Below are 24,616 nucleotides of genomic sequence, written 5' to 3' on the forward strand. Positions count from 1 at the left end.
CTTGTTTGAAGCTTCGAATACTTTCGTTCGATAGCATATTTAAGCAAATACGCATGCCTGTCAAACAAAATGCAGCACAAACGGAACTCGACGCGCTGTCGGCCGCACCCCTGGAAGCCCAGTGGACGGCGGGCTACGCCCATACTCTTGCCGAGATCCTCCAGCAGCCCTCGACATGGCGGGAAACCGCCAGAGCCCTTGCCGGAAGCGACGTGCTCGGCGAAGCGCTGCAAGGCGGCGCCGGCAGCATCGTGCTCACCGGCTCGGGTAGCTCGGTCTACGCGGGGGAAGCGATCGCGCCGGCGTTGCAGCGGAGTACGGGGGTTCCGACGCTGGCCATCCCGGCGGGCACCTTGCTTACCCATTGGCGCGAGGTGCTGCCGGCGGATAAGGGCGTCCTGGTTTCCATCGCGCGTTCCGGCGACAGCCCGGAAAGCTGTGGCGCGGTCAGTCGTCTTCTGACACACCGGCCCGACGTCCGGCACGTCGTGCTTACCTGCAATGCGCAGGGGCAGCTGGTCACGCGCTATCGCGACGACGAGCGTGTCGCGGCGGTCGTTCTGGCCGAACGCACCAACGATCGCAGTCTGGTGATGACCAGCAGCTTCACCAATCTGATGCTGGCCGGGGCGTTGCTTGCGGACGCGACGATTGGCGCGGACGCCGTCGAGTCGATCGCAAGCGCTGCCGAAACGGTCTTCGGCGAACACGCCGACGATATCGCCCGTCTTGCCCGCGGCGATGTGCGTCGCGTTCTGTATCTCGGAAGTGGCGGCGGTGTCGGTGCGGCGCGCGAGTGCGCGCTGAAGATGCTGGAGATGACGGGCGGTCGCGTCACCACCATGGCGGAAAGCTTCCTTGGCCTGCGCCACGGACCGATGGCGAGTGTCGATGCGCATACGCTGATTGTCGCGTTCCTGTCCGGTGATCCCGTCGTGCGGGCTTACGAGACCGATCTGCTCGCCGAGCTTGCCGCGAAAGGTCTGGGCATGGCGCGCATCGTGGTGGGTGCCGATGTGCCCGCCATGGCCGGCGACAGCGACGATGTGGCCATCGAACTGCCGACGTTGCGCGACGTTGGCGATACGCTGGCGCTGCTTCCCGCCGTGGTCGTCGGTCAGCTGCTCGCTTTCTTCCGCTGCCTCGCGCTGGGATTCGCTCCCGATACGCCGTCGCAGGGCGTTCTCACCCGTGTCGTGGGCGAGTTCGTCATGCATGGCGAGGACGCGCCATGAAACGCATCCTCGTCGCGGGCGAAATCAACGTCGACTTCGTGTTTCGCGATCTGACGGCTTTTCCTGCGCCGGGTAACGAAGTACTCAGCGGCGGTTTCGAACAGACGCCGGGCAGCTCCTCGATGATCTGCGCAATGGGGTTGGCACGGCTCGGCAACCCGGTGATTTTCGCCGGTGTCGCGGGCGGCGATCCGCTGGGAGATTTCTGTATCGATGCCATGCGCTCGCGCGGCATCGATGTGTCGGCGGTAAGACGCGACGCCAGCATGGCCACGGGCGTGACAGCTTCGTTGTCCACGGGAGGCGACCGCGCGCTGGTGACGTTTGTCGGCGGCATCGGGTCGTTGAAGGCCGGGGATATCGACGACGCGCTGCTGCGCGGCGCCGACCATCTGCATGTTTCGTCGTACTACCTGCAGCGCGGTCTGCGCCCGGGATGCCCGGAGCTCTTCGAGCGCGCACGAACCGCCGGTCTGACGATTTCCCTCGACCCCGGTTTCGATCCCGAGCAGCGCTGGGATGACGGCATCGCCGCGCTGCTCGATACGGTCGACGTCTTTCTGCCGAACGAGCGGGAGCTGCTTGCGATTACCGGCAGCGACGATGTATCCGGTGCGCTGGCATCCCTTTCCGGACGACGGGCCGCGGTCGTCGTGAAGCGCGGTGCCGATGGTGCCGCCACCTGGCTTGGCGGCGGTCTGCTCGCCGAGCCCGCCTATACCGTTCCGGTCGTCGATACGACCGGTGCGGGCGATTCGTTCGTCGCGGGATTCCTGCACGCGTACCTGCGCGGATTGCCCCCGGCGCAGTGCCTGCGTTGGGGCAACGCTTGCGGAAGTCTGTCGACCCGTGGTGTCGGCGGCACGCCGGCGCAGCCGGATGTCGCCGAGGTAGCGCACCTGCTGGACAGGGCCGCGTGATCGCGGTCGCTGGCTTCAACACCGCGATCGACCGGCTCATCACGCTGGATCGGTTGGTTGTCGGCGAAGTCAATCGCGCAAGCGAAGTCAGAACCTTTCTGGGTGGCAAGGGCGTGCATGTGGCACAGACGGTGGCCGCGCTCGGCGAGCGTGTGCAACTGGTCGGCCTGATCGATGCGGCTACACGCAACGAAGCTACGCGTCTCATGAGCGAACGCGGCGTGTTGTTCCATGCGGTCGAGATCGAGGGCGATCTGCGCTCGTGCCTCAGTATCCGCGACGCAAACGGTCATATCACCGAAATTCTCGACGGTGGGAACGAGGTGCCGAAAGCACAGCGCAGCGCGTTGATTCAGGCGCTTCTCACGGCGCTGACCGATAGTGACACCGTCGTGCTGTCCGGAAGCCTGCCGCGCGGTTTCGACGCGCATACCTATGCGGAACTCGCGTTGCATATTGGCTCGGCCGGTAAGCGCTGCCTTGTCGACACGAGCGGGCAGGCGCTGGCGCATGCCGTCGCCGTGCGGCCATTTCTGGTCAAACCCAATCGCGATGAAGCGGCTGCCCTGTCGGGCGTAGCGCTGTCGACCGTGGCCGATGGCGTGCGCGCCGCGGCGTCGTTGCTGCGGTCGGGTGTGACGATGCCCGTGGTCTCGCTGGGCGAACTGGGCGTGATCGGCATCGATGCATCCGGTGCCTGGCATGCGCGCGCCGCGCTGGGTCGGCGTGCGGTCAACGCTGTCGGCTCGGGCGATTGCCTGATGGCCGGTCTTGCGGTCGGCCTCGTGCGTGGCATGGCGCTGCGCGATGTCCTGCAACTGGGCGCGGCCTGCGGTGCCGCCAATGCCATGAACGACGAAACGGGTTACGCCAGCGCCGACGACATTGCGCACTGGCATGCGCGCGTGCGGGTCGAACGCGTCGCTTCGGAGCATTCCATCCCACCGGACTGATCGGAACTCAGCGGTGGGACCACACGCCTGTGCGGGCCGGGGAGAGGCCGGCACGGTGCGTTAAACAGCAACGGGGAGCAGGGCATGTCTGTCGAGGGTAAATCTGTCTGGAACCGTCCGGTCGCCAGTACCGGGCGTCGATGTCTTCTTGCCATGGCGTTGGCCATCGCTCTGGCGAACAGTGCGCAAGCGCAGTCCATCACCGGTGGCCTGTATGGCCGCGAAACCGGCGGCGTGACCGTACAGGTCAGCAATGCGAGTACCGGATTCCGGCGCGATCTCGTCGCGGACAAGGACGGCAAGTACGCAATGTCCGGCCTCAATCCCGGTACGTATGAAGTCACTATCGTGCACGGTGGCCAGGCCGTCGGCAGCCGCACGGTCAACGTCGTCGCCAATAGCCTGACCGCCGTATCCGCCGTGGAAACAACGGCCGGGGCGCCGCCCGGCGCTGCCGATGCGCGAACGCTCGACGCGGTGAACGTAAGCTCGATGGTCACGACGACAGTCAATCCGATCGACGTCAGCACGCCGGAACTGGCCACCAACTACAGCATGAAGCTGGTCAACCAGCTGCCCACCGGCCGCAGCATGGAAAGTATTGCCCTGCTCAAATCCAGCGTGCGCTACGACGACCAGACCACAAATCTCGTGCAGATGGGTGGCGCCAGCCCCGGCGAGAATCGTTACTACTACAACGAATTCGATACGACTTACGATTTCAGCGGACTGGGCGCTTCGCGTCTTCCGCCGGAGGCGATCAGCTCGACGCAGGTGATCACGGGCAACTTCGGTACGTCCTGGACGAGCACCACGGGCGGCATCACCGCCGCCACGGTGCGTCAGGGTACGAACGATTTCAAGGCGGGCTATTCGCTGTACTTCGAGCCTCCGACGTCGCGGTTGCTCAACCCGCGCGATCACGACTCGCTGACCCGCGACGGCGACTACTACAAGTTCAACCGGGCCAACCATCACGGCGGGCAGGTGACGGATCAGTACCTGTGGGCATCCGGCGCGGCAGTGCGCGACAAGGTCTTTTATTTCGTGATGCTGGGCAATAGTCCCGCGTCGACGGCGACGAGCTATAAACAGAATCTCGAGACCGACCGCAGCACGCGCGACAAGAACGCGCTGGTGAATCTCACCTGGAACATCACCAGCAATCAATCGGTCAACGTCGTCGGCTATCGCGACTGGACGAACCAGTTCGATAACCAGTACACGCTCGATTCGGATTACGAGCCGGCATCGCGTGGAAGTTATTACGGATGGGCGGCGGTACAGACCAAGAACCAGTTCCTGATCGGCAATTACCACGCGCAGCTGACCGACGATCTCAGTTTTCGCCTGATGGGCGGCTATCTCAGCCAGAGCCAGCTGCAGCCGACGTCCAGTTCGGGAAGCGGCCTGCCCTACGTGCAGGAGCAGGATCCCGTCACCAAGATCAATCGCAACATCGGTGCCGGCAATGCGACCGGTCAGCTCCTGCCGTTCGAGTACTGGCGCCGCGGATTCAAGGGCGACTTTACCTGGCAGCTTGGCGATCACCGGATCACGGCGGGCGCGGAGCATTACAAGCACTTCATCAACCAGCGCATGGAAACCACGGAAGGCGGGTACTACACGTACTACAATCAGCCGGGAGTCATCCTGGACAACGGGTCGCCGTCTCCGGCGGACGGGCGTTACGTATCCCAGTACTACAACAGCAATGGCGGATCGTTCTATACGGTCAACAAAGCCGCTTATATCGACGACAACTGGCAGGTCAGCGACAACGTCGTCCTGTACGGCGGCGCCCGGTTCGACGTCTTCATCAACAAAGACGTCAACGGCAATAACTTCCTCCGGTTGCCGCTGACGTCGCCGCGCCTCGGCATCGCTTGGGACGTGGAAGGCGACAGCTCGCTGAAGGTCGGCGCGAACGCGGGCAAATACACGATTCCCATTCCGTCGACAGTGAATAACGGCGCCGCGACCGCAGTGACCCGTTATACGAAGTACTACACCTATACCGGGATGGACCCGGTCACCAAGGCGCCCACGGGACTCACGCAGATCGGCGACACGAATTATCTGTTCAACGGACTGGCCCCCACGCCCGAACAGATCAGTACGTCGAACATCACGGCTCCTTACCAGTACGAGTTCCAGGTCTACGTCCAGAAGCAGCTGGGCAGCGCGTGGGCCGCCCAGGCCGAGATCGGATACACGAACCTGAAGAAGACGATCGACGACACCTGTTACCTGGACAGCATCAATGCGTATGCACGCAGCCATGGTTATCCGGATTACACCGAGAAAAATGCGTGTTTCCTGCTCAATCCGGGCAGCGACGTTCAGCTGAAGCGCGATTTCAGGGGCGATGGCAACACGGAGTCGCTGACCATTCCCGGCAGCGAATTCGGCATGCCGGCGGCGAAGCGCCGTTATTACCACATGACGCTGGAACTGACCCATGCGTCCACCCCCGATGCGCCGTACTTCCTCGATCTGAGCTACACCTGGGCTCATCTGTACGGCAATACGGATGGCTACATCGACCTGGGTCACCGGGTAAACGGCGCGGCGGGCGAGCAGGTGCTGTTCGACTATCCGGGCCTGATGGTCGGCGGCACGGGCAATTTGACCGGCGATATCCGGAACGCCGTGACAGCGTCGGGCATCTACTATTTCCCCGGTGGCGTACGCGTCGGCGGTATCCTCAACATGCATACCGGCTCGCCGCTGAATTGCTTCGGCACCTATCCCGATCAGAGCGATCCGGCCTACCAGTACGGTCCGTCGAGTCACTTCTGCGACAGCAAGCTATCGCCGCTGGGGCATGCGAAACGGTTGCCGTTCTTCTGGGCGCTGAATCTTTCGGTCGGCTACGACTGGCAGATCGATAAAGAGAACGCGCTCAGTGTCGATGTCCAGATGCAGAACGTGACGAACCGGCAGGGCATCGTCAACCGTGAACAAACCTACGACGAAGGTGTTTTCACCGCGCAGGGCGACTCCGTCCACAATCCGGCCTACGGCTCGCCGTCCTGGCAGGCGCCGCGCACGACCTCGCTGATTCTTCGGTATACCTTCCGCTGACGGAATCGCGGACGCATCGCATCGGCCTGGATCGACGCCGATTGCGCGACACTTTCATACGGGCGTCCCGCCGGATGCCCAACGTAGAACCGGCGCCGCACACCCGGCGGCGCCCCGACAGGACAACAACATGCAGTCAGTTTTTCGAAACGCGGCGATCGGATTGGCGGCGACTTTTGCTTCCGTCATGGCTACCGGCAGCGACGTCAACCCTCCGGAGCAGCGCTGGAATGCCGCGGTGTACGGTAATCATCGTTATCTTGTCTCTGTCGCGAAGGCTGCCGATGCGGTTCGCGTCACGTTGCCGTGGCGCCGCCGCGATGCCCATCCCGAGAACGTCGAGACGATCGTCGTCGGCCCGGACGGCAAACGCGTCGAGCACGTCTGGCGACAGGAGATAACGCAGGCAAGCGGCACGCTGGTCTTCGCCGCCGCGAAAGCCGGGACATACGCTGTCTACTATCAGCCGTACGATCAGGACGGGCGATCGAACTATCCGACGGTGAAGTACCGGAAGCCTGCCGAAGTCGACGCCGCCTGGCAGGCCGCCGTGGCGAAGCGCACGCATATTCCCGACGCGGGTGTCGTCGGCTATGAGGCGGTCGACGACTTCGATGCCTATACGGACATGGAGCGTGTGGCCGACCCGGCCGCCATGCAGACACTTCGTGCGGGTCTGCAGGCGAATGCAATGCAGGTCTTTCCCGAAGACCGGTCGCACGTCATCCGCATGTTCGACGCGATCCCGCAGCGCTGGGCCGAGCGCGGGCCTGGCGGCACGTTGACGATGGAAAGCGCACCGGCCGGTTTCGTCAGCGCGCAGCTCGGTGTCTGGGCCGCGAATGCGCCTTTGCAGGACGTTGCAGTGCGCTTCGGCGACCTGACCGGTCCGTCGGGTGCCGTGATTCCGGCTACGGCGTGGACCTCCTTCAGCAACGGTGGCACCGACTATGCCGGCAAGCCCTTCGTCAGCCGCGTGGATGTGCCGGCAGGCAAGGTGCAGGCATTGTGGATGGGTGCGGATCTCGATGCCGCGCTACCGGCAGGCGTCTATCGCGGAACTGTGGCGGTGAGTGCCGCGGGGCTTCCCGCATACGATGTGCCGGTGTCGTTGACCGTTACGGGTACTCCCGTGAAAGACCATGGCGACGACGAGCCGGCGAATCTGACGCGTCTGCGCTGGCTGAATTCGCGACTGGCCCAGGACGATTCGGTGACGCGTCCTCTTAAGCCGGTGACGAGACGCAACGACAAACTCTCCATTCTCGGCCGCGACATCGAGCTGGATTCCGGCGGCATGCCGGCACGCATCGGTAGTTATTTCGACGAGCGCATGACGCGTCTGGACGATACGTCCCGCGCCTTGCTCGCGGCACCGATGCGGCTGATCGTCGAAGGTCCGGGCGGTGCGCGCGACATGAAGGCATCCGGCCGAATGGCGTTCGCCCAGCGTGACCCCGGTAAATTGCAATGGCATACCGAGGGACGGGCGGGAGACTTGCAACAAACCGTCGATGCGACGCTGGAAGCGGATGGCACGCTTTCGTACCAGATAGCCCTGACCTCGCCACGGGCCGTCGATCTGAGCGATATCCGTTTTGAGGTGCCGCTCAAGCGCGATGCGGCGCGCTATATGCTGGGTCTCGGCCGCACGGGCGACGCGGTGCCGAAGCAGTTCGACTGGCAGTGGAACGTCGAGCACAACCAGGACGGTCTCTGGATCGGCGACGTGAACGCCGGTCTCGAACTGCATCTGCGGGACGAACACTACAGCCGCCCCCTGAATACGAACTTCTATCATCAGAAGCCGCTGGTGATGCCGGGTTCCTGGGACAACGGCGGGAAAGGCGGCATCCGGTTGCGGCAGGATAGCGATGCGTATCGCGTCGTCGCGTTCAGCGGACCGCGGCATATGCGGGCGGGCGAGACGCTGCGTTACGACATCGTCATGCGTGTCACGCCGTTCAAGACGATCGATCCGGCAGCTCATTTCGCGGAGCGTTTCTTCCATAAATACGGCCCGCTTGCGGATATCCAGGCGCAGGGAGCCAATGTGGTGAACATCCACCACGCGACGCCGATCAATCCGTGGATCAACTACCCCTTCCTGACGCCCGACGCCATGCGCGCTTATGTCGACGAGGCGCATCGGCGCAACATGCGGGTGAAGATCTACGACACCGTGCGCGAACTATCCAACCGTTCTCCCGAGCTGCCGATGCTCGAAAGCCTCGGGCACGAGGTGATCAGCGCAGGCAAGGGCGGCGGTGCCTCGTGGCTGCAAGAGCATCTGGATGGCGATTACATTCCCGCCTGGTACGTTCCGGAAATCCGCGATGCCGCGGTTATCAACGCGGGCCAGAGCCGTTGGCACAATTACTACATCGAAGGGCTGGACTGGGTTGCCCGTAACGTCGGCATCGATGGCCTGTATCTGGACGATGTCGCTTACGACCGCACGACGATGAAGCGGGTGCGCAAGGTGCTGGACGCGCGCCGTCCGCATGCGCTGATCGACCTGCATTCGGCCAATCAGTACAACCCTCGCGATGGTTATATCAATAGCGCGCTGCTCTACATGGAGCTGTTCCCGTACATCGATCGCCTGTGGTTCGGCGAGGAATTCGACTATGAGGGAACATCGCCCAATTACTGGCTGACCGAACTGTCCGGTATTCCCTATGGCCTGATGGGCGAGATGCTGCAGCACGACGGCAATCCATGGCGCGGCATGGTGTTCGGCATGACCAACCGGCTTGGCTGGTCCGATGGCAGCGATCCGCGTCCGTTGTGGAAAGCCTGGGATGCGTTCGGTATCGAGAAGGCCGAGATGATTGGCTGGTGGGTGCACGACACGCCGGTTCGTACCGGTCGCGACGATGTGCTGGCGACGAGTTATGTCCGCGATGGACAGACGATGATCGCTATCGCGTCGTGGGCGAAAACACCGGTCGAGGTACATCTGTCGATCGACTGGAAAGCGCTCGGTATCGATGGAAGCAAGGCAGCGTTTGTCGCGCCCGCGATAGACAAGTTCCAGGCGGGCAGGGAGTGGCGGCCGGGCGACGCGATCGAGATAGCGCCGGGTAAGGGCTGGCTGATCGTCGTGAAGTGAAGTGAAGCGAAAAGCGTCGCGCGCGGTTACGAGTAACGTTCTTCCAGCCACGGATCGGCATGGTTGTTGTAACCGCGCACCTCCCAGAATCCCGGCTCGTCGTCCACGCGGAATTCGACGCGCCTCAACCACTTCGCGCTTTTCCACAGATAGAGATGCGGAATGATCAGGCGCACGGGGCCGCCGTGTTCGCGGCTGAGAGGTTTGCCTTCCCAGCTATGCGCCAGTAATGCGCCTTCGGCGGCGAAGTCTTCCATGGCGATGTTGGTCGTGTAGCCATCGTAGGAATGCAGCACGACGTGTCGCGCCTCGTCGCGCGGCCGCACGGTCTCGAGGAAGTCGCGGGTGGCGACGCCCTGCCAGTGATTGTCGTAACGGGACCAGGTCGTGACGCAGTGGATATCCGACGTCAGATCGGTTTGCGGTTGGCGACTGAACGAAGCCCAGTTCCAGCAGGCTTCCTCTTCTACCGCGCCGTCGATTTCGAGGTGCCAGACGTTCAGTGGAACGTCGGGTTGAACACCCAGGTCGAGCACGGGCCAGTTCTGGACGAGATGCTGTCCGGGCGGAAGGCGTTCGCTATCGGGTCGCGCGTGGCGACCCGTGAGGAATTTACCCTCGCGTGCCCATGCCTGTTTGCTGCGGGTGAGCTTGGAATCCGGCCTTTCCTGCGGGTCGTTCGACGACATGGCGGCATTCTCGGAGACAAGACACGAAGATGCGCCGGGACGACCCAGCCGGCAAGCGTCGGATCAGACCGACGCCGGGTGGTCGTGCAGGCGGCTGGCGACTTCGCTCAGCCAGTCGTAACCGTCGAGTTCGCCTTCGAACAGGTCGACGCCGCTGCTGCCAGCGCTGAAGTGACGGTAGCCATTCGAATCTTCGAAGGTCGAAGTGGCGTGCTGGGAATCGTTATGAAGTGACATGGTCAGAGCCTCGTTGTTCGGGCGACCGGTTGGAGGAAGCTGCGGCACGCCTCCGGTCTCTGGCGTGTTGCGGACGATACGCCGCGTGTTCGGGCCGATATATGCCCTGCAAGCGGTAAGTCTGTTCTATTTTGTGAACAATCGATTCGTTATTCTTTCGTTTTGCCAGTTTTGGCTACGCAGGCGTACGGTCTCGTGTCCCACTTGCGCTTTTATATGTCTTCTCTGAGCAATTACAAGGGTCCGGCACAGATAATTCTTGGACAGGACTGTAAGTAAAAGGTTCACTGGGTATTGTCTATCGGACCCATTGGGGGTGCCTATCGGCACCTTCCACTAGCCTTTCGTTCACGGCGGCGAACAGTACCCTCAGTTGGCTGCGGAGTCGAGCCCCCTCCACGGAGGAGACTGAAGGCGCTGGACGAGGAAGTCGGCCAGCTGGCGGACCTTGGGGGCCAGATGGCGACTCCGGGGATAGACAAGCCAAACCGCTCCATGTTCATAACGCCATGCATCCAGGACCGAAATCAGTCGTCCGGCGCGAAGCGGCTCCTCGACATAGAAGTCGGGCAACTGCGCCAGTCCGAGCCCGCGTTCGGCGGCATCGAGCAATGCGTGGCCCGATGTGGCGCGGTAACGCCCGCGGACGGGGCGCTGCATGGGCTGGTCGTGCTCGGCGAATATCCAGTGGGCGCTGGAACCGAGGAGGCAAGCGTGTCGATCCAGTCCGTCGGGGTCGCTGGGGGCCGGTATGCCGGCCAGGTAGGCGGGGGAGCCGACGACGAACAGGCGGCGTTCGCCAAGGCGGCGCGCGATGAGATTGGAGTCGGCGAGCAGCCCTGTACGGATAGCCAGGTCATAGCCTTCCTCGATGAGATCGGCATTGCGATTCGAGAAATCCATGTCGACGCCGATCTGCGGGTGCAGGCCCAGGAACTCGTTCACCAGCGGTGCGACATAGCGCTCGCCATAGGTGGTTGCGAGACTTATCCGCAAGTTACCGCGTAAACCTTCCTGAAAATCTACGATGGCCTGTTCGGCCGTATCGAAGCCTTCCAGCAGATGGCGGGCGTGTTCGTAATAAAGACTGCCGGCATCGGTCAGGCGCAGCTTCCGCGTGGTGCGATGAAGCAGTTGGGTTCCCAGTCGTTGCTCCAGCCCGCGTACCGCACGGCTGACAAAAGCGGTGGAGAGGCCGAGGCTGCGCGCCGCGGCGGAGAAACTCCCCAGCCTGACGACCTCGACGAAGGCGTCCATCCCATCCCATGCACGCATCGATCTTTGCTCTCCTGTAAAGATGATTCACCCGGGGGACGACTAATCGTCCTGCTCCAGGATGGCTAGAATTCACGATTCGGCCAGTGTCAGCAGGGCCTTCGACCGATCATTGTAAAAGGATAGCCACCGATGAAATCTCGCGCCGCCGTTGCCTGGGAAGCTGGAAAGCCCCTCTCCATCGAGGAAATCGACGTCGCCGGCCCGAGGGCGGGAGAGGTGCTGGTTCGCATCGTGGCTACCGGTGTCTGCCATACGGATGCCTTCACGCTCTCCGGCGACGATCCGGAAGGCATGTTTCCGGTCGTCCTCGGGCACGAGGGCGGTGGCGTGGTCGAAGAGGTGGGCGAGGGCGTCACGACGCTGAAGCCGGGCGACCACGTCATTCCTCTCTATACGCCCGAATGTGGCGAGTGCAAATTCTGCCTCTCCGGCAAGACCAACCTCTGCCAGAAGATCCGCGTGACCCAGGGCAAGGGCCTGATGCCCGACGGCACCTCGCGCTTTTCGCTGGGCGGCAAGCCGCTGCTGCACTACATGGGGACCAGTACGTTCAGCGAATACACCGTTGTCCCGGAAATCTCCCTGGCGAAAATCAATAAGAATGCGCCGCTCGACAAGGTCTGCCTGCTCGGCTGCGGCGTCACTACCGGCATCGGCGCGGTGCTGAATACCGCCAAAGTGGAACCCGGCGCGTCCGTTGCCGTCTTCGGCCTGGGCGGTATCGGTCTTTCGGTGGTGCAGGGTGCGGTGATGGCGAAGGCGGGGCGCATCGTCGTGGTCGATACCAATCCGTCGAAGTTCGAGATGGCGAAGATGCTCGGCGCCACCGATTGCGTGAATCCGCGCGACTATCCGGATACCCCGATCCAGCAGGTGATTGTCGACCTGACGGATGGCGGCGTGGACTATTCCTTCGAGTGCATCGGCAGCGTCGACGTCATGCGTGCCGCGCTGGAGTGCTGCCACAAGGGCTGGGGCGAATCGATCATCATCGGTGTCGCCGGTGCGGGTCAGGAAATCCGCACCCGTCCGTTCCAACTTGTGACCGGTCGCGTCTGGCGCGGTTCGGCATTCGGTGGCGTGAAGGGCCGCAGCCAGTTGCCCGGCTATGTCGAGCGTTATATGGGCGGCGAAATCAAGATCGATCCCATGATCACGTATACGATGGGGCTCGAGGACATCAACAAGGCCTTCGACCTGATGCACGAAGGCAAGTCCATCCGCTCCGTTATCGTCTACTGAGTCCCCCGATGAACGAAACGATCGAACTGATCCGCCGCTATTACGATGCGTTCAATCGGGCCGACTGGCCCGCCATGCTCGGCTTGCTTACCGACCACGTCGCGCACGACATCAATCAGAGCGGGCGGGAAACGGGACGCGACACGTTCGCGCGCTTCCTCGAACGCATGAATACGAGTTACAGCGAACAGCTTAAGAACGTCGTCATCATGGCCGACGCGACGGGTACCCGCGCCGCGGCCGAGTACGTCGTGCACGGTGTGTACAAGGCAACGGACGATGGCTTGCCGCTGGCGCAAGGCCAGTCTTATGTATTGCCGGGCGGTGCGTTCTTCGATGTGGTCGACGGCAAGATCGCGCGCATCAGCAACTACTACAACCTGGAAGAATGGCTGGGGCAGGTAAGGCGCATCGACGTCGATTGAGGCCTGGGCCAACCAGTCTTCGTGCCCCTTGTGGGAGCGCGCAGGCGCGCTCCCACAGGTACGTCGGGCGCTCGTCGAACCTTTACTTCGTCTTTCCGAACAACACCGCCCGCTCTTCGTCGCTCATCTGCGGTTTGGCCGAGTACGTATCGCGGCTGTCCACGTAAGCACGCTTCGTGGCCTCGCGTGCCGCGATGGTCTCGAACCATCGACGCAGATGCGGATGCGCATCCAGGTCCTGTCCGTGCGCCGCGTGCGGGACAATCCAGGGATAGCTGGCGATATCGGCGATCGAATAGGTGCCGGCCAGGAATTCGCGATCGGCCAGCCGCTTGTCCATGACGCCGTACAGGCGCGTGACTTCACGCGTGTAACGATCGATGCCATACGGCACGGGCTCGGGTGCGTAGACGCGGAAATGGCCGGCCTGTCCCGCCATCGGCCCGAGGCCGCCCACCTGCCAGAACAGCCACTGCAGTGCATCGAACCTGCCGCGCGTGTCGGCAGGCAGCAGGCTGCCGGTTTTTTCGGCGATATAAAGCAGGATCGCGCCGGACTCGAAAATCGATATAGGCGGGCCGCCGTTCGTGGGCGCGTGGTCCACGATGGCCGGAATGCGGTTGTTCGGCGAGATCTTCAGGAAATCGGGTTCGAACTGTTCGCCCTTGCCGATATCGACCGGCACGATGCGATAGTCCAGCCCGGCTTCCTCGAGACACAGCCGGGCCTTGAGTCCGTTGGGTGTGCCCCAGTAATGCAGATCGATCATAGGTGGCTCCTTTGGGTTTGCGTCGACATTGTGCCGACTTTGGTTTTTTCGAGGGGAACCAGTTCCGGGCGAAAGCCTTGAACCACCGCCTCGGCAGCCTCAGTAAGGGAAGCACAGCCGTTCGCCACTCAGCCCATGCCTTATACGAATCCTTTCTACGATCCTTCCCGTCCGCATCACACGCCCACCGGTTTTCGCAATCTGGAGCCGGACACCCGCGTGTCCGGCGACCTGAAGCGCTGGCGGCGCGAACGTCGCGAAGCCGGGCTGCCGAAAGCACCGGAGAAAGGTTACGAAGACTTCGTCACGCGCTGGTGGCAACCGGCAGATTTCGCGACCGCCGGCGATGCGGCCTGGTGGCTGGGGCATGCGACCGTGCTGGTTCGCCGGGGCGGATTGCATGTCGTTACCGATCCGGTGCTGTCGCGACGCGCGTCGCCGCTGTCTTTCGCGGGGCCTGAGCGGCGTACGCCCACGCCGGCCACGGTCGCGGATCTGCCCCGCATCGACGTGGTGATGCTGTCGCACAATCATTACGACCATCTCGACGGCACGACGGTACGTGCGCTGGTAAAGCGTTTCCCGGATGTGGTGTTTGTCGTGCCGCTTGGCCTGGGGCGCTGGTTCGCGCAGGCCGGCATAGGCAATGTGCGCGAACTCGACTGGTGGGAAAGTACGACCGTGGCGGGCGCGACGTTCACGCTGGTACCGGCAAGGCACTGGAGCGCGCGTACACCCTGGGACACGAACCGCACCTTGTGGGGCGGCTGGGTGATGGAGCACGAAGGCTTTCGCTTCTGGTTCGCGGGAGATACGGGTTATTCCGAGAAGCTGGCGGAGATCGCCTCGCGCCTGGGGACCATCGATCTGGCGGCTATCCCGATCGGCGCGTATGCGCCGCGCTGGTTCATGGGCGGTCAGCATGTCGATCCCGCACAGGCCGTCAGACTGCATCGCGAGCTTGGCTGCGTCCGGTCGATGGCGATCCACTGGGGTGTCTTCGAACTGGCCGACGAGTCCCTGGACGAGCCGCCCGAGCTGCTGGCCGAGGCGCTGCTGGCCGAAGGAATCGGGCAGGACGATTTCCGTGCCCTGCGCATTGGCGAGCGGCTGGCGCTACGCGAAACGGACAGATGACGTGGTTTGCGTTCTAATGGCGGCCGCTCTGGTCTGAACGCGGAATCGTCATGCAGCTTCTGGAACTTCGCCTCGAAGGCGATTATGTCGAACTTAATCTGTTACTGAAGCTGGTCGGCGTATGCGACAGCGGCGGCGCGGGCAAGCGGCTGGTCGCCGAAGGTCTGGTATCGGTCGACGGCGCGGTCGAGCTGCGCAAGACGTTCAAAGTGCGCGCCGGGCAACTGGTTACCCTGGGCGACGTGGAGATCAGCGTTCTTCCCGAAATCGACTGATCCCGTTGTTGTGAGGGAGCGCGTTCCCGCACAAAAGCAAATTCGCGAAGAACAAAAAAAGCCCGGCGCATGCGCCGGGCTTTTCGCATGGGCGCGGTTTACTTGCCCGAGGTCGACGTTGCCGCCGGGGCCATCGCGCCGCTGGAATCGGTCGCATCCTTCTTCATGGAATCGGCTTTCTTATGTTTCGCGTGCTTCATCGGCTTGTCGCTGGACATGGAATCTTTCGACATGCTGTCTTTCGACATGGAATCGTGCGCCATGGCCGAGGTACCGGCCGCGGCTGGCTTAGCGGCCATGGAATCCTGAGCGATGGCTGCACCGCTCAGGGTCATACAGCCGAGCACCATCGAAAGCATCAGTTTATTGGTGTTGCGCATGACTATCTCCTAAAGAACTATGGCGCCTTGGTTGAAGCGATGCGCGGCGCGTAAGAGCATCGCATAAGCAAAGACCGGGGAATGCGTCGGATGCTGACGCTACCTTTTTCTTACGGTGTTTGCTGTTGCATGGCAGCAATTTCGAAGGTATTCGTTCAGGTGACGGCGCAACCGTGAACATTGCCCTACCGTCAGTGGAAGTCGCGCGAAACCGAGCCCATGACCGGCAACAAATCGCTGTAATCGTGCAGCGTGCGGGCCACCAGGTGACGCACGCCCTCGATCGATTGCCACTGGCCGTCGACGGCGAGCAGTACGGCATCGAGCAATGCATGGCGACAGGCCTCGGCGACCTTTGGGCGAACGACGACATTCACTTGCCCGGTTTCGTCCTCCAACGTCACGAAGGTGATACCGCTGGCGGTCTGGGGTCGTTGCCGCACCGTGACCAGTCCGGCATGACGGACCCATGCGCTGTGACGGACGTTGATCAGATCGCGCGCTTTGCGCACGCGTCGACTGTCCAGCCGATGGCGAATCAGTCCGACCGGATGCGCCTGCAGGGACAGGCCGTGCGTGGCGTAGTCCGCGAAAACGTTTTCGGCGAGGGAGGGCGGCCGCAGCGTCGGCCGTGCTTCGGACGCGTGGCTGCTGTCGAGCAGGGGCAGAGCGCGCTCGATACCCGAACTTTCCCAGCGCGCGCGATGGCGATGGCCGCTTAATACCTGAAGAGCGCCGGCGTCCGCAAGACGCTCGCGCTCGAAGCGGCTCAGCGCGGCGCGCTGGCTGAGGTCCGCCAGACTCTGGAAAGGCGCCTGGCGTCGCGTGCTGGCGATGCGTTCGCCCAATGGCTGGGACAAGCCCGCGATCATGCGCAGGCCAAGACGGAGCGCATGCGGATGGTCGGATCGCGACGTACGTTCGAGAGTGCAGTCCCAGTCGCTGGCGGTGACATCGGGCGGACGCACTTCGACGCCTTGCTGGCGCAGGTCCTGAACGAGCTGGGCCGGAGCGTAGAAACCCATCGGCTGACTGTTCAGCAGCGCGCAGGTAAAGATCGCCGGGTAATGACACTTGATGTAAGAGGACGCGTAAGCGAGCAAGGCGAAACCCGCCGCGTGCGATTCCGGGAAGCCATAGCTGCCGAAACCCTTTATCTGGTTGATGATTTGCTGGATGAATTCGTCGGGATATTCGTTTTCCGCCATTTCGCGACGGATGCGCGGTTCGAATTTCCCCACGCCGCCACGGCGCTTCCACGCTGCCATCGACCGGCGCAGGTCGTCGGAGTCGGAAGGTGAGAACTTGGCTACCACCTGAAGCAGCCGCATGACCTGCTCCTGAAAAATAGGTATGCCGAGCGTGCGTTCGAGTACGGGGCGCACATTTTTCTCGTAGACGATGCTCTCGGGTGGAAGCTTTCGCCGTTGCAGGAAAGGGTGAACCATGCCGCCCTGGATGGGGCCGGGACGCACGATCGCGACCTGGATGACCAGGTCGTAATAATTTGCGGGCTTTAGCCTGGGCAGCATCGACATTTGCGCACGCGATTCGATCTGGAAGACGCCAACGGTATCGGCGCGCTGGATCATTTCGTAGGTACGGTCGTCGTTCTCGGGGATGTCCGCCAACTGCGGATAATCGACATCGCGATGTTCGCGCAACATGTCCATTGCCTTGCGCAGGCAGGTGAGCATGCCCAGCGCGAGACAATCTACCTTCAGCAGCTTCATCGTCTCCAGATCGTCCCTGTCCCACTGGATGATGGTGCGGTTGTCCATGGCTGCATTCTCGATCGGTACCAGCGAGTGGAGCGGCGTGTCGGAAATGACGAAACCTCCTACATGCTGGGAAAGATGCCGCGGCATGCCATGAAGCAGTTCCACCAGAGGGATCAACAAGCGAATTGTGCGGCTGCCAAGGTCGAATCCCCGTTCGCTCAGGCGCTCGGAGATGGACACGTCGCCATGTGCATGGGAATAGGCCTGGCTCAGCTGATCCAGTTGGTCTTCCGACAACCCCAGTGCGCGGCCGATATCGCGCGAGGCGCTCTTGTGCCCGTATGTGATGACGGTGGCGGCCAGTGCGGCACGTTCGCGGCCGTACTTCTCGAAGACGTATTGCAGTACTTCCTCGCGGCGCTCGTGTTCGAAGTCAACGTCGATGTCGGGCGGTTCGTCGCGTTGTTCGGAAATGAACCGCTCGAAGAGCATGGCCGTCCGTTTGGGGCTGACCTCGGTGATGCCGAGACAGAAGCAGACGATCGAATTGGCTGCCGATCCCCGGCCCTGGCAAAGAATGTTCCGGCTGCGCGCGAAACGTACGATGTCATAGACGGTGAGGAAGAAAGCTTCGTACTTCAGTTTCGCGATGAGCGCGAGTTCTTTCTCGATCAGGTCGAGGTATGACTTGCCGGGTCCTTGGGGCCATCGGCGTTGCGCGCCTTCCTCGACGAGCCGGCGCAGATAATCCGGCGCCTCGAGCCCTTCGGGTACGAGTTCGCGCGGATACACGTAGTTGATCTTGCGAATATCGAACCCGCGACAGCGCGCGGCGACACGTAGCGTCTCGTCGAGCAGTTCGCGGGGATAGATGCGGGCCAGTACCTTGCGCTTGCGCAGGTGGCGTTCGCCATTGGGAAATAGCGCATAGCCGGCGTCGGCCACGGGGACATTCAGGCGAATGGCGGTCATGACATCCTGCAGCACACGGCGCCGTCGTGTATGCATATGGACGTCGCCGGCGGCAACGCAGGGGATGCCGTGACGTCCGGATAGCGCGAGCAGCGCGGCCAGTTCGGCGTCGTCGTGCTGACCGCGATGCAGTTCGACGGCCATCCATGCGCGGCTGGAAAAGTATCGCGCCACCCATGTCGCGTACTCGTCGTTCCGGCTGGCGCGGACCGCAGCCAGCGGGCCGGGTATCCAGAGTACGCACAGTCCATCGGCAAGGTTTTCCAGATCGGCGCGGTGAAGTTCGTAGTGCCCTTTGGGCGCGCGACGCCGGCCCAGTGTGATCAACCGGCACAGCTCGGTATAGCCGGCATGGTTTTCGACCAGAAGCACGACGACGGGACCGTCGGTCAGGCGCAGCTCGCTTCCGACGATGAGGTCGATGCCGGTGGCCAACGAAGCTTCCAGGCCGCGCACAATGCCCGACAGCGAACATTCGTCAGTGATGGCCAGCGCTTCGTAGCCGATGTCGCGCGCGCGTTCGAACAGTTCGCGCGCGCAGGATGCGCCGCGCTGGAAACTGAAATCGCTGAGCGCATGCAGCTCGACGTAACCGGGCAGTTCGGATACGTCGTCGTTGGCGGGAGGCAGGTCCAGGGGAAACATCAGGCGAACCAGCCATGCAGCATCCATCCGTCCAGCGTGCCGGAAGGCAGATAAGCCCACGCGCGTTGACCGTGCGCGGTACGCACAATGTAATAGTCCCTGCGCGTGTCGTGGCCATCCCACCAACCGCTTTCGATACGTTCGGGTCCCGCCAGTACCGCGACGGGGTCGGGACGCATGATCAACGGGCGAGGCAGCAGCCATAGCGGCCGTCGTCGGCCTTCGGGAAGGACCAGCGTGGTGGGCATGCCGTAACGCGACGCGCGCTCGGGGCGATGGTCCGCGATGAGGGCGATCTGCCGTAGCGCGGCATCGCCAAGACGTGCGCGCAGACGTTCGTCCAGCGTGGGCCAGTCGAGGCCATCGCCATGCACCGGTTCGAACAGATCGCGTACGGGCGGCCGGAACATGGGTAATTGTTCGGCATGCAGTTCCATGCCGCGGGCCGGCGCCGGAAGCGTCGTGCGTTCCAGGCGCGTGCGCGCCAGTTCGAACAGGCGTTCCGCATCGCGCTGCGGTGCCGCCATGGCGACCGTGACGTGGGTTGCTTCGCCACGGGCATGCTCGAGGGTAAGAACGAAGCGCTGCACGCCCCCATCGCGTGCGGCGAGCAGATTGGCCAGCGAACGTGTCAGACGGCGCAGCGGAAAGAGCAGGGGCTGGCTGCCATCCAGCTCGCTGTCGAACTCGATGCGCTGGCGAAAATCGGCCGGAGGTTGCCACGCGGGCAGTACATGGGAGGTTTGGCCGCGCAGGCGATCGAGCCATTCGATGCCATCCCGTCCAATGCGTCGCGTGAGCTCGGGGCGTGGCAGGCGGAATACCTCGTCCATGCGCCGGAAGCCCATCGACGACAGCGCCTTGACCGTGGACGAAGGCAGGCCGCTCTGGGCGAGCGTCAGCGTGCCGAGCATACGAACGACGCCTTCGGGCTGCGGCAACACCATGCCGTCGGAGGTGGCCGCGAAAACCCAGGCGGCTGCGGCGAAAGGCGCGGCCGCGATGGTATAGACATGGCCCTGTGCCGCAAGCCCTTCCTTCAACCGTGCGGCCAGAACGGGCCAACCGTCGAACAGGCGCAGGCTGGCGCCCGCTTCTATCAGCAGGGCATTCGGGGAAACCAGGCTAACGTGTCCGCTGAACTGATAACACCATGCGGCCAGTTCGGCGAGCAGGCGCGCTTCGGCAGCGCGATCGCGCGGACGCACGGCAAGAGAGGGGCAGAGTGCACGCGCGGCGGCGAGACTTTGTCCCCGCTTTACACCTGCGTCGGCGGCTTCGGGACTGACGGCGGCGATGACGCGTTTGCGCGCCCGGTTATCCAGTAAAGCGGAGGGGCCTGCCTCCGGTGTCGCGGCGAAGGCGGCGGAGAACGCCAGGCCGGGAAACCGGAGGCAGGCCCAAAGCATGACCGCGTTGTCCTGGTGTCGAAGAACCCGGCGTCACGACGACTACGAAACGTAAGCGTCATGACCGGATTCATCAGGCACGCATGCGCAGTAACGGAGCGGTGGTGGTCAGCAGACCGCGCGACTTGAGGACATCCACATACGTGGCCTCGTCGCTGTTGCTGACCTTCAGGCGTAGTGCCGCGGGGCTGTTGTGCGCGGCATGTTGCGCCGGGCGGAAAATCATCGCGCAGGCATCGCCGCTTTCGGCGGCCAGTTGCAGTCGGCGCAGACTGCGGTAGTCGATATCGGGCAACCAGCCGACCACGGCGCCGCAGCAGCCCGAACGCAGGCATTGCTCCATGCTCCAGGCGGCTTCGGTGGAGCCGGCGTGGATTTCGTGCAGGAATCGCAGGTCGACGCCGGCGGCCACGAGGGCAGGTGCGTAGGGCAGGTAGGGCGGCGCGACGAAGATGACGCGGCGATGTTCCTGGGTCAGCGCCGCGAGGGCGGGCATCACCAGATCGAGTTCGCCCAGCCCGTCGTGTTCGAACAGGATTTCGCTGAGTGCGCCCTGCGGCCAGCCACCGCCGGGCAGCTTCGCATCGAGCGATTCCCAACCGGTGGGCAGCGCGCGGACGCGCGGCTGCCGCTCGGCGGAACGGCGCCAGATACCTGGATGGTCTAGAACCTGGGCGAGAGTCGGTGCGGCGATGGCGTTCATGGTCAGGTCCTGCGAATGATGCCGACGTAACGCCCTTCGATGGCGAACGCGTGGCGACGGGGGTCGACTTCGATCGGCTCGAAATCGGGATTGGCGGGCATCAGAAGCAACTTGCCCCGTTCGTGTTTCAGGCGCTTCACCGTGACTTCGTCGTCCAGCCGGGCAACGACGATCTGGCCGTCGCTGGCGGTGGGCGTGCGATGCACGGCGAGGAAATCGCCGTCGAGGATGCCGACGTCGCGCATGCTCATGCCCACGACGCGAAGCAGATAATCGGCGCGGGGCCGGAACATGGCCGGATCGATCTCCAGCTGCGACTCGATGTTTTCTTCGGCGAGGATCGGCGAGCCCGCGGCGACGCGACCGATCAGCGGCAATGCGTTGCCCGGCATGCGCGGGGACATCGTCAGGCTGGCGGGCAGGCGCAGACCGCGGTGCTGGGGCGAACGTTCGATGACGCCCTTGCGGACCAGCGACTCCACGCAGGCCTGTGCCGAACTGTGGCTGGGAAAACCGAGGGCATCGGCGATCTCGCGCAGCGTGGGCGGCAGTCCCTGCGATTGCAGGTATTCCTGAAGGAAGGCGAGGGTCTTTTGCTGACGGTCGGTAAGGGTGGGTGTGGCCATGTGTACAAATGTACGTACATGGCGGGGGCGATGCAATAGGCCATTTCGATGCATTTTTCTATTGCACGTTTTTGCATGATTGCGTACATTGATGCGCATTCGTCTCCGCGAGTCTTCCCATGATTGCCCCCGCCGCACGCGCTACCCGGCTTATCTTCCTGCTCTCCGGCATCGGCATGGCCAGTTGGGCCCCGATGGTTCCCTACGCCAAGGCGCGCCTTGGACTGGACGATGCGAACCTTGGACTGGTCCTGCTGTGTATGGGCTGCGGTGCGACGGCTGCCATGCCGCTGGCCGGATTCCTCACCCATCGCTATGGCAATCGCCATGTCATCGGGATCAGCGCCTTGCTGCTCTGCATCGCGCTGCCGCTTCTGACCGTCGCCTCGTCGGCGGTGTGGCTCGGCGTCGCGCTGGTGTTTTTCGGCGGATCGCTGGGTGTCGTCGACGTGGCCATGAATGCGCATGCCGTCGATGTCGAGAAACATGCCGGGCGTCCGCTGATGTCGGGTTTCCATGGGCTGTTCAGCGTGGGCGGTCTGGTCGGTTCGGCGGGCATGGCGGCACTGCTGCGCGCGGGTGCGCCACTGGGTGGTTGCGCTGTCGCGGTGTCCGTCCTGCTGCTGGCGATCGTCGCTACTCAATGGAAGCACCTGCTCGCGCATATCGACGACGACGCAACGCAGGGGCACACGATTTTCCGCATGCCGTCGGCTGCTGTCCTGCTGCTGGGTTTCCTGTGCCTGATCGTGTTCCTGGCCGAAGGCGCGATGCTCGACTGGAGTGCCGTCTTCCTGCGTTTCTCGCGTGGCTTCGACGTATCGACCGCAGGTATCGGTTACGCCGCATTTTCCGTGGCGATGGCGACGGGACGTTTGTTGGGCGACCGGGTTACCGCCGCCATCGGACCGGTGACGATCGTGCGCATCGGTAGCCTGATCGCCGCCATCGGCTTCATCGTGGCGACGACGCTGCCTTGGGGCTACGCGGGTCTGCTGGGCTTCGTGCTGGTGGGTATCGGGGCTTCCAATATCGTGCCGATACTTTTCAGCGCCGCGGGACGTCAGCCGGGTACATCGGCGGGTATCGCCATCGCGACCGTCACGTCGCTGGGTTACGCCGGCATGCTGGCCGGTCCGGCCGCCATCGGTTTCGCCGCCCACGCCAGCAGTCTGCCCATCGCGCTCTTCGGCATCGGCGCACTGCTTCTGCTTGTTACCCTGAGCGCGAACATCGCGCGCCGCTAAGGAGATTCCCATGCATTCCAACCATAAACGCGATGTGGTGATCTTCGATTTCGGCGGCGTGCTGATCGACTGGAATCCGCGTTATCTGTACCGCAAGCTGTTCGGCGACGACGAGGCTGGCATGGAGCGCTTCCTTGCCGAGGTGACCACGACCGAATGGAACCTCGCCCAGGATGCCGGCCGTCCGTGGGACGAAGCGGTCGAGGCGCTTACCGCGATCCATCCGACGCATGGCGAACTGATCGCCGCGTTCCAGCACCGCTGGGAAGAAACCCTGCGTGGGCCCATCGACGATAGTCTGCATATCCTGCGCGAACTGAAAGATGCGGGGCATCCGCTTTACGGCCTGACCAACTGGTCGCAGGAAACGTTTCCCATCGCTCGCGAGCGTTTCGATTTCCTCGAATGGTTCGACGGCATCGTCGTATCGGGCGAGGAAAAGCTGATCAAGCCCGACGAGCGGATTTATCGCACCCTGCTGGAGCGCTACGACATCGATCCCGCGCGTGCCGTCTTCATCGACGACAACGCGCGGAATGTGGAGGCCGCCGAAACCTTCGGCATCCACGGTATCCATTTCCATACGCCGGCGCAGTTGCGCGCGGAACTGGTTGGCCTCGGATTCCTGCCGAAATGAATATGCCTGTCGATGTTGCGTTGCCGGGCGAGCGCCAGCGGTCGATCGTCGATCGTCTGAATCGCGAGGGCAGGGTGATCGCGGCCGACCTCGCCGTCGAGTTTCGCGTGTCGGAAGATTCGATCCGGCGCGACCTGCGCGAACTCTCGGCGCAGGGGCTGTGCAAGCGTGTATATGGCGGTGCGTTGCTGATGGGGCAGGTCGCGCCCCTCAGCGTACGGCATACCGAAAACGCGGAGCTCAAGCGCGCGCTTGCGCAGATCGCTGCCGGACTCGTCGGCAGCGGACAGATCATCTTCATCGACGCCGGTTCGACGAATACCGCGATCGCTTCGGCACTGCCCGAGCATCGCGATCTGACCGTGGTCACGAATGCGCCGGACGTGGCTGCCGCCGTGCTCGGACGTCCCGGCTTCGAGGTCTTGCTGCTTGGAGGGCGGATACATCCCAAGATCGGTGGTGCCATCGGATCGCTGACGGTACGTCAGGCTCAGGGTATTCGTGCCGACCTGTGTTTCCCCGGGATCTGTTCGATCGATCCGGTACATGGCTTGTGGACGTACGACACCGAAGAGGTGGTGCTAAAGCAGGCGCTGATCGAAGCCAGCGGCGAGACGATCGCGGTGGCTACCCCGGACAAGCTGATTGCCGCGGCGACGCATTTCACGGCCCCGGTGGGGGCGATCGCGCATCTGGTGGTGGCGAGCGGTACGGATGCCGTTGCGGTCGAGGCGTACCGGGCGGCCGGGGTGTCGGTGCATCTGGCATAGTCGCGCCATCGAGGTCGTAACGTTTCATCTATCCCTCATCGTCACTCCTGCCTGCGTGCTCGGTACGTTGGGACATAGGGGTTGCTTCCTTCCAGGTCACGGGATGGGCACCTCTTGAGCGAAAAAGTCCGCCCAAGGTGTAAC

General features: G+C 63.2%; 21 protein-coding genes. 12 read left to right on the forward strand and 9 right to left on the reverse strand.

The window, feature by feature from the left end; translation table 11 throughout:
- Positions 1-53: 53 nt before the first annotated feature.
- The 5 genes from AC3IR3_RS08575 to AC3IR3_RS08595 all read left to right on the forward strand — a co-directional run bounded on the left by AC3IR3_RS08575 (position 54) and on the right by AC3IR3_RS08595 (position 9,310).
- Positions 54-1,235 carry an SIS domain-containing protein gene (locus AC3IR3_RS08575; RefSeq protein ID WP_489196476.1) on the forward strand — a complete coding sequence of 394 codons (1,182 nt, stop codon included), beginning with the start codon at positions 54-56 and terminating at the stop codon, positions 1,233-1,235.
- The gene (locus AC3IR3_RS08580) at positions 1,232-2,155 is read left to right on the forward strand and encodes a carbohydrate kinase family protein (RefSeq protein ID WP_489196477.1); all 924 of its coding nucleotides are present in this window, start codon (positions 1,232-1,234) and stop codon (positions 2,153-2,155) included. The genes AC3IR3_RS08575 and AC3IR3_RS08580 overlap by 4 nt, the downstream gene beginning before the upstream one ends.
- Entirely contained in the window at positions 2,152-3,108 is a 957-nt protein-coding gene (locus tag AC3IR3_RS08585; protein ID WP_489196478.1) for a 1-phosphofructokinase family hexose kinase, read from the forward strand. Before AC3IR3_RS08580 ends, AC3IR3_RS08585 begins: the two co-directional genes overlap by 4 nt.
- An 84-nt stretch (positions 3,109-3,192) precedes the next feature.
- Positions 3,193-6,195, forward strand: coding sequence for a TonB-dependent receptor (locus AC3IR3_RS08590; protein ID WP_489196479.1), 3,003 nt, complete (start codon positions 3,193-3,195; stop codon positions 6,193-6,195).
- Between the two features lie 130 nt (positions 6,196-6,325).
- Positions 6,326-9,310 carry a glycoside hydrolase domain-containing protein gene (locus tag AC3IR3_RS08595; protein ID WP_489196480.1) on the forward strand — a complete coding sequence of 995 codons (2,985 nt, stop codon included), beginning with the start codon at positions 6,326-6,328 and terminating at the stop codon, positions 9,308-9,310.
- 26 nt (positions 9,311-9,336) lie between these two features.
- Here the strand turns inward: AC3IR3_RS08595 and AC3IR3_RS08600 are convergent, their stop codons facing one another.
- The 3 genes from AC3IR3_RS08600 to AC3IR3_RS08610 all read right to left on the reverse strand — a co-directional run bounded on the left by AC3IR3_RS08600 (position 9,337) and on the right by AC3IR3_RS08610 (position 11,511).
- On the reverse strand, positions 9,337-9,999 hold the full coding sequence (locus tag AC3IR3_RS08600; RefSeq protein ID WP_489196481.1) for a sulfite oxidase-like oxidoreductase: 663 nt from the start codon (positions 9,997-9,999) through the stop codon (positions 9,337-9,339).
- 63 nt (positions 10,000-10,062) lie between these two features.
- A complete protein-coding gene (locus tag AC3IR3_RS08605) occupies positions 10,063-10,236 on the reverse strand; it encodes a hypothetical protein (protein ID WP_489196482.1) in 174 nt (57 codons plus the stop codon).
- Between the two features lie 369 nt (positions 10,237-10,605).
- Positions 10,606-11,511 (reverse strand): LysR substrate-binding domain-containing protein, encoded by a 906-nt coding sequence (locus AC3IR3_RS08610; RefSeq protein ID WP_489196483.1) that lies wholly within the window; start codon positions 11,509-11,511, stop codon positions 10,606-10,608.
- A 132-nt stretch (positions 11,512-11,643) separates the two neighbouring features.
- Between AC3IR3_RS08610 and AC3IR3_RS08615 the strand changes: the two genes are divergently transcribed.
- Both AC3IR3_RS08615 and AC3IR3_RS08620 read left to right on the forward strand, forming a co-directional pair.
- A complete protein-coding gene (locus AC3IR3_RS08615; RefSeq protein WP_489196484.1) occupies positions 11,644-12,756 on the forward strand; it encodes an S-(hydroxymethyl)glutathione dehydrogenase/class III alcohol dehydrogenase in 1,113 nt (370 codons plus the stop codon).
- Between the two features lie 8 nt (positions 12,757-12,764).
- Positions 12,765-13,181: a ketosteroid isomerase-related protein gene (locus AC3IR3_RS08620; RefSeq protein ID WP_489196485.1), complete on the forward strand. Its 417-nt coding sequence runs from the start codon at positions 12,765-12,767 to the stop codon at positions 13,179-13,181.
- Positions 13,182-13,263: 82 nt separating this feature from the next.
- Here the strand turns inward: AC3IR3_RS08620 and AC3IR3_RS08625 are convergent, their stop codons facing one another.
- The gene (locus AC3IR3_RS08625; RefSeq protein ID WP_489196486.1) at positions 13,264-13,950 is read right to left on the reverse strand and encodes a glutathione S-transferase N-terminal domain-containing protein; all 687 of its coding nucleotides are present in this window, start codon (positions 13,948-13,950) and stop codon (positions 13,264-13,266) included.
- Between the two features lie 135 nt (positions 13,951-14,085).
- Here AC3IR3_RS08625 and AC3IR3_RS08630 point away from each other — a divergent pair, with 135 nt between their 5' ends.
- Entirely contained in the window at positions 14,086-15,087 is a 1,002-nt protein-coding gene (locus tag AC3IR3_RS08630) for an MBL fold metallo-hydrolase (RefSeq protein ID WP_489196487.1), read from the forward strand.
- Positions 15,088-15,137: 50 nt separating this feature from the next.
- Positions 15,138-15,362, forward strand: a complete 225-nt coding sequence (locus AC3IR3_RS08635) for an RNA-binding S4 domain-containing protein (protein WP_489196488.1) — start codon at positions 15,138-15,140, stop codon at positions 15,360-15,362.
- A 98-nt stretch (positions 15,363-15,460) separates the two neighbouring features.
- Here AC3IR3_RS08635 and AC3IR3_RS08640 read toward each other — a convergent pair whose 3' ends face one another.
- From AC3IR3_RS08640 to lexA, 5 genes are all read right to left on the reverse strand, one after another.
- On the reverse strand, positions 15,461-15,742 hold the full coding sequence (locus AC3IR3_RS08640) for a hypothetical protein (RefSeq protein ID WP_489196489.1): 282 nt from the start codon (positions 15,740-15,742) through the stop codon (positions 15,461-15,463).
- Positions 15,743-15,933: 191 nt separating this feature from the next.
- Positions 15,934-19,107: an error-prone DNA polymerase gene (locus AC3IR3_RS08645; protein WP_489196490.1), complete on the reverse strand. Its 3,174-nt coding sequence runs from the start codon at positions 19,105-19,107 to the stop codon at positions 15,934-15,936.
- Positions 19,080-20,489 carry a Y-family DNA polymerase gene (locus tag AC3IR3_RS08650; protein WP_489196491.1) on the reverse strand — a complete coding sequence of 470 codons (1,410 nt, stop codon included), beginning with the start codon at positions 20,487-20,489 and terminating at the stop codon, positions 19,080-19,082. The genes AC3IR3_RS08645 and AC3IR3_RS08650 overlap by 28 nt, the downstream gene beginning before the upstream one ends.
- A 73-nt stretch (positions 20,490-20,562) precedes the next feature.
- Entirely contained in the window at positions 20,563-21,192 is a 630-nt protein-coding gene (gene imuA, locus AC3IR3_RS08655; protein ID WP_489196492.1) for a translesion DNA synthesis-associated protein ImuA, read from the reverse strand.
- Between the two features lie 2 nt (positions 21,193-21,194).
- Positions 21,195-21,818, reverse strand: coding sequence for a transcriptional repressor LexA (gene lexA, locus AC3IR3_RS08660; protein ID WP_489196493.1), 624 nt, complete (start codon positions 21,816-21,818; stop codon positions 21,195-21,197).
- Positions 21,819-21,937: 119 nt separating this feature from the next.
- Between lexA and AC3IR3_RS08665 the strand changes: the two genes are divergently transcribed.
- Genes AC3IR3_RS08665 through AC3IR3_RS08675 form a run of 3 tightly spaced genes read left to right on the forward strand, consistent with a single transcriptional unit; the run spans position 21,938 to position 24,472 of the window.
- Positions 21,938-23,065 (forward strand): MFS transporter, encoded by a 1,128-nt coding sequence (locus AC3IR3_RS08665; protein ID WP_489196494.1) that lies wholly within the window; start codon positions 21,938-21,940, stop codon positions 23,063-23,065.
- 10 nt (positions 23,066-23,075) lie between these two features.
- Positions 23,076-23,702 (forward strand): HAD family hydrolase, encoded by a 627-nt coding sequence (locus AC3IR3_RS08670; protein ID WP_489196495.1) that lies wholly within the window; start codon positions 23,076-23,078, stop codon positions 23,700-23,702.
- A complete protein-coding gene (locus tag AC3IR3_RS08675) occupies positions 23,699-24,472 on the forward strand; it encodes a DeoR/GlpR family DNA-binding transcription regulator (RefSeq protein ID WP_489196496.1) in 774 nt (257 codons plus the stop codon). The genes AC3IR3_RS08670 and AC3IR3_RS08675 overlap by 4 nt, the downstream gene beginning before the upstream one ends.
- The last annotated feature ends 144 nt before the right edge of the window (positions 24,473-24,616 follow it).

Source organism: Luteibacter sp. GL_149, from assembly GCF_057834065.1.